The sequence below is a fragment of the Amycolatopsis sp. FBCC-B4732 genome, from assembly GCF_023008405.1.
GTDB lineage: Bacteria > Actinomycetota > Actinomycetes > Mycobacteriales > Pseudonocardiaceae > Amycolatopsis > Amycolatopsis pretoriensis_A.
In genome coordinates this window covers 5,182,408-5,194,759 of the sequence record NZ_CP095376.1, presented here as the reverse complement: position 1 = coordinate 5,194,759, position 12,352 = coordinate 5,182,408, and the positions used below count along the sequence as shown (strand labels likewise).

General features: G+C 71.0%; 10 protein-coding genes. 3 read left to right on the top strand and 7 right to left on the bottom strand.

Translation table 11 applies throughout. The annotated features are described in order from the left end of the window. Positions 1-237 precede the first annotated feature (237 nt). The gene (locus MUY14_RS22215) at positions 238-1,308 is read right to left on the bottom strand and encodes an NAD(P)/FAD-dependent oxidoreductase (RefSeq protein ID WP_247011517.1); all 1,071 of its coding nucleotides are present in this window, start codon (positions 1,306-1,308) and stop codon (positions 238-240) included. A 125-nt stretch (positions 1,309-1,433) separates the two neighbouring features. Between MUY14_RS22215 and MUY14_RS22210 the strand changes: the two genes are divergently transcribed. Then, entirely contained in the window at positions 1,434-2,012 is a 579-nt protein-coding gene (locus MUY14_RS22210) for a TetR/AcrR family transcriptional regulator (RefSeq protein WP_247011515.1), read from the top strand. A gap of 298 nt (positions 2,013-2,310) precedes the next feature. Here the strand turns inward: MUY14_RS22210 and pgl are convergent, their stop codons facing one another. The 6 genes from pgl to tkt are packed head-to-tail and all read right to left on the bottom strand — an operon-like array spanning position 2,311 to position 10,459. Beyond that, on the bottom strand, positions 2,311-3,090 hold the full coding sequence (gene pgl / locus MUY14_RS22205) for a 6-phosphogluconolactonase (RefSeq protein WP_247011513.1): 780 nt from the start codon (positions 3,088-3,090) through the stop codon (positions 2,311-2,313). Further along, positions 3,087-4,082, bottom strand: coding sequence for a glucose-6-phosphate dehydrogenase assembly protein OpcA (gene opcA / locus MUY14_RS22200; RefSeq protein ID WP_247011511.1), 996 nt, complete (start codon positions 4,080-4,082; stop codon positions 3,087-3,089). The genes pgl and opcA overlap by 4 nt, the downstream gene beginning before the upstream one ends. Further along, entirely contained in the window at positions 4,079-5,602 is a 1,524-nt protein-coding gene (gene zwf, locus MUY14_RS22195; RefSeq protein WP_247011509.1) for a glucose-6-phosphate dehydrogenase, read from the bottom strand. Before zwf ends, opcA begins: the two co-directional genes overlap by 4 nt. Then, positions 5,599-7,221: a glucose-6-phosphate isomerase gene (locus tag MUY14_RS22190; RefSeq protein WP_247011507.1), complete on the bottom strand. Its 1,623-nt coding sequence runs from the start codon at positions 7,219-7,221 to the stop codon at positions 5,599-5,601. The genes zwf and MUY14_RS22190 overlap by 4 nt, the downstream gene beginning before the upstream one ends. Before the next feature lie 8 nt (positions 7,222-7,229). Then, entirely contained in the window at positions 7,230-8,342 is a 1,113-nt protein-coding gene (tal, locus tag MUY14_RS22185; RefSeq protein ID WP_247011505.1) for a transaldolase, read from the bottom strand. 14 nt (positions 8,343-8,356) lie between these two features. Continuing rightward, positions 8,357-10,459: a transketolase gene (tkt, locus tag MUY14_RS22180; RefSeq protein WP_247011503.1), complete on the bottom strand. Its 2,103-nt coding sequence runs from the start codon at positions 10,457-10,459 to the stop codon at positions 8,357-8,359. 283 nt (positions 10,460-10,742) lie between these two features. On the opposite strand from tkt, the gene MUY14_RS22175 reads away from it, so the two are divergent. Together MUY14_RS22175 and MUY14_RS22170 are read left to right on the top strand one after the other, a co-directional pair. Then, positions 10,743-11,723 carry a heme o synthase gene (locus tag MUY14_RS22175; RefSeq protein WP_247011501.1) on the top strand — a complete coding sequence of 327 codons (981 nt, stop codon included), beginning with the start codon at positions 10,743-10,745 and terminating at the stop codon, positions 11,721-11,723. Positions 11,724-11,740: 17 nt separating this feature from the next. Next, entirely contained in the window at positions 11,741-12,328 is a 588-nt protein-coding gene (locus MUY14_RS22170; RefSeq protein WP_247011499.1) for a hypothetical protein, read from the top strand. Positions 12,329-12,352 lie beyond the last annotated feature (24 nt).

Genomic DNA, 12,352 nt, shown 5'->3' with positions numbered 1-12,352 from the left:
GATCGGGACGCGCAGCAACGGACAAATGTGCGGATGCTAACGAGGTCACGTACGAAGACGGTAAGTTTCACCCGCCGTCGGTGCTCCGGCGTCCGGATTTCGCAACGGCTTGATCCAAATGGGGGATAGTCGCGGTAGGGTGCTACTCAGAGTGGGAGCTCTGCTTCCCTGTGTGCATCCGGACGACCACATCGTGGGAATCATGTTACCCACGTGTGGGCGTCCGGCGGTAGTTCTTCAGGCGGCCATCGAGTGGAGGTCGTCGCTGAGCAGGTCGTCGAGGCCGCTCGCGCACGCCTTCGCGGTTTCGATCGACCGCGGCAGCATCCCGGCCTCGTACGCCATGACCGCCTCGTCGACGCTCGGCGCCGTCGCCAGCGCGGTGGCGAGCTCGGTGCCGTCGAGGAGCGCGAGGTTCGCGCCGACCCCCAGTGGCGGCATCAGGTGGGCCGCGTCGCCGAGCAGGGTGAGGCCCGGCGTGTGGGTCCACGCGTGGGGGACCGGCAGGACGTGCAGCGGCCGGTGGGTGAACCCGCCGTCGGCGTCGGAGAGGAACCGCAGCACGCCGGGGTGCCAGCCGGCGTAGCGCTCGAGCAGGTGCGTGCGCACCGCGGCGGTGTCGGCGAAGTCGAGGCCGGTGTGCCAGTCCTCGGGGGCGTAGAACACGGCGTAGCAGCGGACGTCGCCGTTGCTCGTGCGCTGCGCGAAGAGGGCGCGCCCGCCGGCCTTGGTCATCATGGTGCCCTGGCCGGCCATGGCCGCGAGGTCCGAGGCGCCGCCGTGGTCGAACTCGACGAACGTGACCCCGCTGTACACCGGCCGGACGCCGGTGAGGGTCCGGCGGACGCGGGACCAGGCACCGTCCGCGCCGACGACGAGGTCGAAGTCGCGGGTCTCGCCGTCGGCGAAGGTCAGCCGGGCGCCGGCGACGCCGGTGATCGCCCGCCCCCACCGGACGGTGCCCGGCGCGAGCGAGTCCAGGAGGATGCCGCGGAGCTGGCCGCGGTCGATTTCGGGGCGGAAGTCGTCGTCGGGGGTTTCGTCGATGACGACTTCGGCGGTGTACGGGTCGAGGGCGCGCATCTGCTGGCCCTCGGGCCGGGCCAGTTCGCGGAACCGGTCGTACAGGCCGGCGGTGCGGAGGGCGACCTGGCCGGTGTCGCCGTGCATGTCGAGCGTGCCGCCCTGGGGGCGGGCCTCGGCGGAGGCTTCTTGTTCGAAGACGGTGACGTCGACGCCGTGCTGCTGCAGGACGCGGGCACAGGCCAGGCCGCCGAGGCCGGCGCCGACGATCGCGATGGAGTTCATGACTTCCCCCTGGGAGTTCGGGGCCCCGGCTGATCCGGTGGCCTGAACCCAGAAAAGCACAGTGACTCAAAAAGTGCAACGACTCAACTTTTGAAGTGAGTTCACCATCACGTAGGCTGGGGTGCATGACCGAAGTGATCGGGCGCCGCGAGCGCAAGAAGGCGCAGACGCGGCAGGCCCTGGCCGACGCCGCGCTGAAGCTGTTCCTCGAACGCGGCTACGACGAGGTCGGGGTGAAGGAGGTGGCGGACGCCGCCGACGTCTCGGTGACGACGTTGTTCAAGTACTTCCCCAGCAAGGAAGCCCTGCTGTTCGACCAGGACGACGACATCGAGGCGGCCCTGGTCGCCGCGGTCCACGACCGCCCGCCGGGCAGCCCGATCGTGGAAGCCCTGCACGCGCACATCCTCCGCGACGTCTCCGACGGCGGCCCGGACGAGGAGTTCCTGCGCCTGATCGAGAGCACCCCGGCCCTGCGCGAGTACGGCAGGCGCATGTGGATGCGCCACGAGACGGCACTGGCACGGGCGATCGCGCAGGAGTCGGGCGCCCCACCGGGCGACGTACGGGCGGCGGCGCTGGCGAGGTTCGCACTGGCGTCCCGCGACTTGATCACGGCCCACGAGGACCCGCGCGCGGCGGCGGAGGAGATCTTCGGCTGCCTGGCGCGCGGCTGGCCCACGGAAGAGCCCGGAAAACGGTGAAGGCCACCTTGAGGAACGCGAAGTCGGCCGCGGTCTTCCTGGCGGCTCCGGACCGTTGGGCACTGGTTCGGCGACGCCCGCGCAAGGCTTGGTCGGGCGCGGCCGTCTCGGGTGGCTGGCTCAGCCGCGTGCGGTGGCCGAGTCTTGTGTGGTCGCGGCCGAGGGCCGGATCGGACGGCTCGGACCGCCGCCGAGCAGGCGCCGACCGCCGCGGCCTGGGTTCCGTGCGCCGAAAACGGTGAAGGCCGCCTTGAGGAACTCGAAGTTCCCCAAGGCGGCCTTCACGAACCACCGGAAGCTAAGCCGTGGGCGGTTGGTAGACCTTCGTCAGCTTGCCCGCCGCGGCGCGGTCCAGCAGCCACAGTGTGCGCCGGTGCCCTCGGGCCCCCGCCACCGGCAGCTGGACCTCGCCGGCCCCCGACAGCGCCAACGCCACCGCGTCCGCCTTCGCCTCGCCCGCCGTCAGCAGCCACACGTCGCGGGCCCGGCGGATGGCCGGCAGGGTCAGCGAAACCCGCGTGGGCGGCGGCTTCGGGCAGTTACGCACCGCCACCACCGAACGCTCGGTCTCGTACACCGCCGGCGACTCCGGGAACACCGATGCCGTGTGGCCCTCGCCGCCGAGGCCCAGGAGCATGATGTCGAACGTCGGGACGTCGCCGTGGTCCTCCGGGCCCGCGTTGTCCGCCAGCACCGACGCGTAGGACGCCGCCGCCGCGTCCGGGTCGTCGCCGAACTCGCCGTCCGACGGGGCGATCGCGTGGACGCGCTTCGGGTCCAGCGGGACGTGGTCCAGCAGGGCCTCGCGGGCCTGCTTCTCGTTCCGCTCGTCCGAATCCGCCGGGACGAACCGCTCGTCGCCCCAGTAGATGTCCAGGCGGGACCAGTCGATCGCGTCGCGGGCCGAGGAAGCCTGCAGCTCCGAGAGCACCGCGATGCCCGTGCCGCCGCCGGTCAGCACGAGCGACGCCGTGCCCTTGGCCGCCTGGACGTCGACCAGCCGCGTGACCAGCCTGGCGGCCGCGGCGGCCGCCAGGATGTCCTGGTTCGCGTAGACGACTACTTCCGTCTTGCTCATTTCTTGGCACCGGCCGCCGCGGCGGCGGGCGAGGTGACGTCGGCCTTCGGCGGGGCCCCCGTCTTGCCGTTCGTGCCCGGCGCGATCTTGCCGAGGCCGTGCAGGGCGGCCTCGTAGATCTCGTCCGGGTCGAGCCGGCGGAGCTCCTCGATCAGGCAGTCCTGGTTGTTGCGGCGCTGCAGCGCGATGCGGCGGGTCGGCTGGCCGGGCTGGGTCAGCGTGCCGACGCGGCCGTCCGGGCGGTGCAGCTCCACCGGGCCGGACCGGCGGTCCAGCGTCACCGAGATGATCCCGGCGGCACCCGCGCTCTTCACCCGCTTCACCGGCGCCTTCAGGTACTCCGCCAGCCAGCCGGCGAGCAGCTCGGTGGACGGCGAGTCGGCCTCGCCGGTCACCGTCGCGCCGGTGATCTTCTCGAACGGCGGCAGGTCCAGCGCCGACACCAGCTGCGCCCGCCAGCGGGTCAGCCTGGTCCACGCCAGATCGGTGTCGCCCGCGGTGTACGCCTTGGCGCGCGTCAGCAGGGCCCGGACCGGGCTCTTCTCCGCGGCGGAGTCGGTGATCCGGCGCTGCGCCAGCTGGCCCAGCGGGTCGTTCGCCGGGTCCTTCGGGCCGGCACCCGGCCACCAGCAGACGATCGGCGCGTCCGGCAGCAGCAGCGGCACCACCGCGCTCTGGCCCTGCGCGGCCAGCGGCCCGTAGAGCCGCAGCACGATGACCTCGCTCGCGCCGGCGTCGCCGCCGACGCGGATCTGGCCGTCGATGCGCGGAGCCGCCGTGCGGGCGCCCTTGGCCACCACGATCACCCGCGACGGGTGTTCGCGGCTCGCGCCGTTGGCCGCCTCGATGGCCTCTTCGAGCCTGGCGTCGTCGTCGGCCACGATGACCAGCGTCAGCACCCGCCCGAGCGCGACTTGCCCGCCCTGTTCGCGGATCTCCACCAGCTTCTTGTTCAACGCCGAAGTCGTGGTGGACGGCAGGTCGATGATCACGGGCGCCTCCATTTCCGGCCGGTGCGCTCCAGCATTTCGTCGGCGGACGGCGGGCCCCAGGTACCCGGCGGGTACTGCTCCGGCGACCCTTCCTTGGCCCAGTGCTCGAGGATCGGGTCCAGGATCTTCCAGGACAGCTCGACCTCTTCGTTCACCGGGAACAGCGACGGCTCGCCCAGCAGGACGTCGAGGATCAGGCGCTCGTAGGCCTCGGGGGAGGACTCGGTGAACGCGTGCCCGTAACCGAAGTCCATCGTGACGTCGCGGACCTCCATCGTGGTCCCCGGCACCTTCGAGCCGAACCGCAGCGTGATGCCCTCGTCCGGCTGGACCCGGATGACCAGGGCGTTCTGCCCCAGCTCCTCGGTCGACGTCGAGTCGAACGGCAGGTGCGGCGCCCGCTTGAACACCACGGCGATCTCGGTGACGCGGCGGCCGAGCCGCTTGCCGGTGCGCAGGTAGAACGGCACCCCGGCCCAGCGGCGGCTCTGCACCTCGAGGGTCACCGCGGCGTAGGTCTCGGTCTTCGAGTCCTTCGCGAAGCCCTCTTCCTGCAGCAGGCCGGGCACCTTCGTGCCACCCTGCCAGCCGCCCGCGTACTGGCCGCGCGCGGTGGTCTTGTTCAGCGGCCCCAGCGGCTTGGTGCCCGAGAGCACCTTGATCTTCTCCGCGCGCAGGGCCCGCGGGTCGAACGACAGCGGCTCCTCCATCGCGGTGAAGGCCAGCAGCTGCAGCAGGTGGTTCTGGATGACGTCCCGGGCGGCGCCGATGCCGTCGTAGTACCCCGCGCGGCCGCCGAGGCCGATGTCCTCGGCCATGGTGATCTGCACGTGGTCGACGTAGTTGGCGTTCCAGATCGGCTCGAACAGCTGGTTGGCGAAGCGCAGCGCCAGGATGTTCTGCACCGTCTCCTTGCCGAGGTAGTGGTCGATGCGGAACACCGACTCCTCGGGGAAGACGTCGTTGACGATCGCGTTCAGCTCTTCGGCGCTCTTCAGGTCGTGCCCGAAGGGCTTCTCGATGACCACGCGCCGCCACGTCTTCTCGTCGGCGTTCGCCAGCCCGGAGCGGGCCAGCTGCTTGGTCACCACCGGGAAGGCGCCGGGCGGGATCGACAGGTAGAACGCGGTGTTGCCGCCCGTGCCGCGTTCCTTGTCGAGGTCCTTGACCGTCTGCGCGAGCCGGTCGAAGGCGTCGTCGTCGTCGAAGGTGCCCTGCACGAACCGGATGCCTTCGGCGAGCCGGTTCCACACCGACTCCTTGAACGGCGTCCGCGCGTGCTCCTTGACCGAGTCGTGCACGAGCTCGCCGAAGTCCTGGTGCTCCCAGTCGCGCCGGGCGAACCCGACGAGCGAGAAGCCGGCGGGCAGCAGCCCGCGGTTGGCCAGGTCGTAGATGGCGGGCATCAGCTTCTTGCGGGCCAGGTCGCCGGTGACCCCGAAGATCACCAGGCTGGACGGCCCGGCGATGCGCGGGAGCCGCTTGTCCCGCTCATCGCGAAGGGGATTGCTCCAGGTCATGCGCCGACCTCCTGTACCGCGCGGACGACCGCCGCGAGCCCGGCGGCCCGGTCGGTCAGGTGCAGGCGCAGCACCGGGCGGCCGTGCTCGGCGAGCACCTGCCCGTCGCCCAGTGCCTGCGCGTGCTGCAGCTGACCCAGCGTGTAGGGCCGGTCCGGCACGTCGAGGTCCTGCTCGACGACGCCGGTGAGCTGCAGGAACACGCCGTTCTGGTGCCCGCCCTTGTGGTACTGCCCGGTGGAGTGCAGGAACCGCGGTCCCCAGCCGAACGTCGTCTGCTTCCCGGTGGCCTTGGCGATCTCGCCGCGCAGCAGCTCGGTCGAGGCGTCGTCGAGGCGGTCGAGGTAGGCCTGCACGGCGAGGTAGCCCGCGTCCGGCGCCGAAGCGAAGAACGCGCGCAGCACGTCGGTGAGGCTGCCTTCGGTGGAAACCCCGTCGCTGCCGAAGATCTCGACCGGTCCGTCCACAGTGGACGCCGTTTCGCCGCCCTTCAGCTTCTCCGGGTCGTCCAGCAGCGCACGGGCCGCCTTCTTCGCGGTTTCGACGTCGGGCTGGTCGAACGGGTTGATCCCGAGCAGCCGGCCGGCCAGCGCCGTGGCGAACTCCCACAGCAGGAACTGCGCGCCGAGCGAGCCGGTGACGGCGATCTTCGCCGCCCCCTGCGGGCTCCCGACCGCGACCGCCGTGGCGTCGGCCTTCGCGTCGTCGAAGCCGGGCGCCGCCGGGCTTTCGACCGCGACGGGCAGCAGCCCGGTGCCCTGCTTGCCGGTGGACTCCGCGATCAGCTGCTCGGCCCAGTCCGGGAAGCCCTTGATGCCGGAGCCGGAGTCGGCCAGCACGACCTTCTCGGCGCCGGCCTCGTGCGCGGCGGCCCAGGCGGCGGCCAGCTTGACCGCCGGGTTGTCGGCCGAGTCCGCGGCGAGCTCTTCGGCCACCGAAGCGGCCTGGTCGAGCAGCCGGGCGACGTCCGCGCCGGCCAGGCCGGCCGGGACGAGCCCGAACGCGGTCAGCGCCGAGTAGCGGCCGCCGACGTGCGGGTCGGCGAGGAAGACCTTGCGGTAGCCCTCCTTTTCGGACAGTTCCTGGAACGGCGAGCCCGGGTCGGTGACGACCACGATCCGCCGCGCCGCGTCGATCCCCGCGTCGGCGAACGCCTTCGCGAAGATCCGCCGGTGGCTGTCGGTCTCGACGGTGCCGCCCGACTTCGACGACACCACGATGACCGTGCGGTCGAGGTCGCCGGCGAGCGCGTCGGCGACCTGGCCCGGGTCGGTCGTGTCGAGGACGGTCAGCGGGACGCCGTCGGTCGCGGTGATCACTTCGGGCGCGAGCGACGAGCCGCCCATGCCGGCCAGCACGACGCGGTCGACGCCCTCACTGCGCAGCTCGGTCCGCAGCGCCTCGATCTCGCCGATCAGCGGCCGCGACGACTTGTGCAGCGTCGTCCACGACAGCCGGATCGACGCCTCGGGTTCGGCCTCCGGCCCCCAGAGCGTCGCGTCCTTCGCCGCCAGCTTCGACGCGGCCTGGTCGGCGACCAGCCGGTCGGCCAGCGGGGCGGCGCGCTCCGCCAGTGCGGCGTCCACGATCTCGACGCCGGTCTTCTCACCTGTCGTCATGTCGTGCTTCAGCCCTTCGCCTTCTCGAGCTGCCCGTTCACGGTGTCCAGAAGCTCGGTCCACGACTTCTCGAACTTCTCGACGCCCTCGTTCTCCAGCACCAGGAAGACGTCGGTGATGTCGATGCCGACGGCCTCGAGCTGGTCGAAGACCTGCTGCGCGTCCTTGCCGTGCCCGGTGACCCGGTCGCCCTTGAGGTCAGCATGCTCCGCGACCGCGTCAAGGGTCTTCTCCGGCATGGTGTTGACGGTGTCCTTGACGACCAGGTCGTCGACGTAGAGCGTCGGCGAGTAGTCCGGGTTCTTCACGCCGGTCGAGGCCCACAGCGGGCGCTGCGCGTGGGCGCCGTCGGCCGCGAGGGCCTTCCAGCGGTCGGTCGCGAAGAGCTCCTCGAAGGCCGCGTAGGCAAGCCGCGCGTTGGCGACGGCCGCCTTGCCGCGCAGGGCCTTGGCCTCGTCGGTGCCGATGGCGTCCAGGCGCTTGTCGATCTCGGTGTCCACGCGGGAGACGAAGAACGACGCGACCGAGTGGATGCCGCGCAGGTCGTGGCCGTTGGCCTTCGCCTGCTCGAGACCGGCGAAGTAGGCCTCGATGACCTTCTTGTAGCGCTCGACGGAGAAGATCAGCGTGACGTTGACGCTGATGCCCTCGGCCAGCGTCGCGGTGATCGCCGGCAGGCCCTCTTCGGTGGCCGGGATCTTGATCAGCACGTTCGGCCGGTCGACGGTCTTCCACAGGTCCTTCGCCTCGGCCACCGTCTTGTCGGTGTCCTTGGCCAGGCGCGGGTCGACCTCGATCGAAACGCGGCCGTCGACGCCGTTCGTGGCGGTGTAGACGTCGCGGAACAGGTCGGCGGCGTTGCGCACGTCGGTCGTCGTCAGGTCCCGGATGGTCGCCTCGACGTCGGCGCCCTGGGCGGCGAGCTCCTTCGTGCGCTCGTCGTAGGCGTCACCCTTCGACATCGCGTTGGCGAAGATCGTCGGGTTGGTCGTGACGCCGACGACGTGCTTGTCGCGGATCAGGTCCGCGAGGTTGCCGGTGTTGAGGCGTTCACGCGAGAGGTCGTCGAGCCAGATCGATACACCGGCCTCGGACAGCTGCGCGAGCTTGTCGTTGCTCATTACTGTCATCCCCTTCAGGAATTCTTGGTGTTGGCGATCGAGCGGCGGGCCGCGTCGACGACTGCCTCCGTGGTGAAACCGAACTCACGGAACAGTGTGGCGGCATCGGCGGAGGCGCCGAAGTGCTCGATCGAAACGTTCACCCCGGCGTCACCGGTGAAGCGGTGCCACGACTGGGCGATGCCCGCCTCGACGGACACGCGGGCCTTCACACCGGCCGGGATGACGGATTCGCGGTAGGCCGCGTCCTGCGCGTCGAACCACTCGACGCACGGCATCGAGACGACGCGCGCCTTGACGCCGTCGGCCTCGAGGGTCTTCTTCGCCTCGACGGCGAGCTGGACCTCGGAGCCGGTGGCGATGAGCACCACGTCCGGGGTGCCGTCGGAGTCGGCCAGGACGTACCCGCCCTTGGCGACGCCCTCGGCGCTGGTGCCTTCGAGCACCGGCACGTTCTGGCGGGTGAGCGCCAGGCCGGACGGGTGGTGGACGTCCTCCAGCACGGCCTTCCACGCGTACGCGGTCTCGTTGGCGTCCGCCGGGCGGACGACGTTGAGGCCCGGGATCGCGCGCAGCGCGGAGAGCTGCTCGATCGGCTGGTGCGTCGGCCCGTCTTCGCCGAGGCCGATCGAGTCGTGCGTCCAGACGTAGGTGACCGGCGCCTTCATCAGCGCGGCCAGCCGGACCGGCGGGCGCATGTAGTCGGAGAAGATGAGGAACGTCGCGCCGTACGGGCGGGTGCCGCCGTGCAGCGCGATCCCGTTGAGGATCGAGCCCATGGCGTGCTCGCGGATGCCGAAGTGCAGCGTCCGGCCGTACGGGTTGGCCTGCCACATGTCGGTGGCGGCCTTCTCGGGACCGAACGAGTCGGCGCCCTTCATCGTGGTGTTGTTGCTCTCGGCCAGGTCGGCCGAGCCGCCCCACAGCTCCGGCAGCGGGTCGGCGAGGGCGTTGAGCACCTCACCGGAGGCCTTGCGGGTCGCGATGCCCTTGGCGTCCGGCTCCCACTTCGGCAGGTTGTCGGCGAAGCCCTCGGGCAGCGTGCGGGTGGACATGCGGTCCGCCAGCTTCTTGCGCTCCGGGTTGGCCTGGCCCCACGCCTCGAACTTCTGCGTCCACTCGGCGTGCGCGGTCTTGCCGCGCTCGAGCGCCTGGCGGGTGTGCTTGAGCACGTCGTCGTCGACCTGGAAGGACTGCTCCGGGTCGAAGCCGAGGATCTCCTTGACCGCGGCGACCTCTTCGGCGCCCAGCGCGGCGCCGTGCGCCTTGCCGGTGCCCATCTTCTTCGGGGCCGGGTAGCCGATGACGGTCCGCAGCGCGATGAACGACGGGCGGCCGGTCTCGGCCTTGGCGGCCTTGATGGCCTCCTCGATCGCCACGACGTCCTCGCCGCCCTCGACGACCTGGGTGTGCCACCCGTAGGCCTCGTAGCGCGCGACGGTGTCCTCGGACAGCGCGATGTTGGTGTCGTCCTCGATCGAGATCTTGTTGTCGTCCCAGAAGACGATGAGGTTGCCCAGCTCCTGGCGGCCCGCGATGGACGAGGCCTCGGAGGTGACGCCCTCTTCGATGTCACCGTCGGACGCGATGGCGTAGATGTAGTGGTCGAAGATGCTCTCGCCGGGCGCGGCGTCCGGGTCCAGCAGGCCGCGCTCGCGGCGGGCGGCCATCGCCATGCCCACGGCGTTGGCCAGGCCCTGGCCGAGCGGCCCGGTGGTGGTCTCGACGCCGTCGGTGTGCCGGTACTCCGGGTGCCCCGGGGTCTTGGAGCCCCACTTGCGCAGCTGCTTGAGGTCCTCGAGCTCGAGGCCGTAGCCGGCGAGGAACAGCTGGATGTAGAGGGTCAGGCTCGAGTGGCCCGCCGAAAGCACGAACCGGTCGCGGCCCGGCCAGTTCTGGTCGTTCGGGTCGTGACGCAGCGTGCGCTGGAAGAGCGTGTAGGCCAGCGGCGCCAGGCTCATCGCGGTGCCGGGGTGGCCACTGCCACAGTTCTCGACCGCGTCCGCGGCGAGCACCCGGACGGTGTCCACGGCGCGGGTGTCGGTGTCGGTCCAGTCGGCGGGGACGTTACGCCGGAGGAGTGGGTTGTTCTCGCTGGTAGGGGCAGTTTCGGACACTGAACTCCAACTCCCGGTCATGATGGTTGCGGCTGGTCTTCCTCGTTCCGGTTACCCGTGCGCGGGGTCATCTATCTCAATCGATCCCGAAGGGACGATATTCCTGCTCGCGACCCTGCGCAGGGGCAATCGCGGCCCGTCGCGGTCAGCCTAGTGCTTAGGCCCGTCGAGGACCCGCGATCACCCACGGGATTCACCACGTCTAACATCGGTCGAGGGTTCAGACCGGCGTTCCACCACGGCCTTCGGCACGGACCCGCCCGAACCTGACGCAGGGAGTGAAATGTCGTTGGTGAACGCTGCGCACGGACGCAGTGAAGACACCAGCGCCGTGCACCCGACCGGTGAGCGACCGCACGGTGACCGGCGAAGCATCCGCCGGGTCGTCGGCGCCTACGCCGCGCTGGCGAAGCCGCGGGTCATCGAGCTCCTTCTGGTGACCACCATCCCGGCGATGTTCCTCGCCGGCCGTCAGATCCCCTCGCCGTGGCTGGTGCTGGCCACGCTGGTCGGCGGGACGATGGCCGCGGGCAGCGCGAACGCGCTCAACTGCGTGATCGACGCGGACATCGACAAGGTGATGAACCGCACGAAGCGCCGTCCGCTGGTCAAGGACTCGGTGCCCCGCCGGGGCGCGCTGGTCTTCGGCCTGGTCATGGGCGTCGCGTCGGCCGTGGTGCTCTACCTCACGGTCAACCTGCTGTCGGCGATCCTCGCGGTCGCGACGATCCTCTTCTACATCTTCGTCTACACGCTCGGCCTGAAGCGGCGCACGTCGCAGAACGTGGTCTGGGGCGGTGCGGCGGGCTGCATGCCGGTCGTCATCGGCTGGGCCGCGGTCACCGGCACCGTGCAGTGGCCGGCGTTCGTGATGTTCGGCGTCATCTTCTTCTGGACGCCGCCGCACACCTGGGCGCTGGGCATGAAGTACCGCGACGACTACGAGCGCGCCGGCGTCCCGATGCTGCCGGTGGTCGCCACCGCCCAGCACGTCGCCCGCCAGATCGTCATCTACTCGTGGGTGATGGTGGCGTGGACGCTGCTGCTGCTCCCGGTGACTTCGTGGCTGTACGGCACCTTCGCGATCCTCGCCGGCGGCTGGTTCCTCTTCTACGCGCACAGCCTGCAGGCGGCGGTGCGGCGTGGTGAAGAGACCAAGCCGATGGCGCTGTTCCACCGCTCGAACACGTACCTGATGATCGTGTTCGTCGCGCTGGCCGTCGACTCGGCGATCGGCCTGCCCACCCTCGGCCTGCCGTTCTGAGACGGGCCGGGATCGCGGTGGCCGCGGTCGTCGTCCTGGGCCTGCTGGTCCTGCTCGGCCGGGGCAAGGTGCCGCTCGACACGAACCAGCTGCTCGGCACCGCCTGCGCCATCCCGTCCCGGATCACCGCGATCCCGGGAGCGCCCGGCGCCGCTCCCGGTGGCGGCGGCCTCCGCGTGGCCGAGCAGGGCGCCGGCACCGTGGTCGAAAACACCAGTACCCAGTTCGCGTACCGGATCCCGGTGGCGGCCGGCTCGACGCGCGCCGAGGTCCCGCTGCTCGCGCCCGGGCAGCGCACCGCTGTCGCGGGCGCCGGGCCGGTGACGTTCGGCCCGGTCGTCTGGCTGGCCCCGGAGTCGCTCGGCGGCTACACCCCGGTCACCGCCACCCCGGTCCCGGGCGGGGTCCGGTACACGTCGTCGAACTGCCGTGCGCTGACCAGCCGCGGCGCCGTCGTGCTGCGCCGCACCGGGACCGGCCGGATCGTGGAGAGCGGGGAGCTGCCCGCCGCGAGCGTGTCGTGCGCGCCGGGGGAGAAGGTGCTGCCGGCCGTGCTCGCGCCCGGCAGCGAGGTCTTCCCCCGCTGCGGCCTCGGGCCGGAATGATCGCGGAGCCGGGGTCGTTAGACT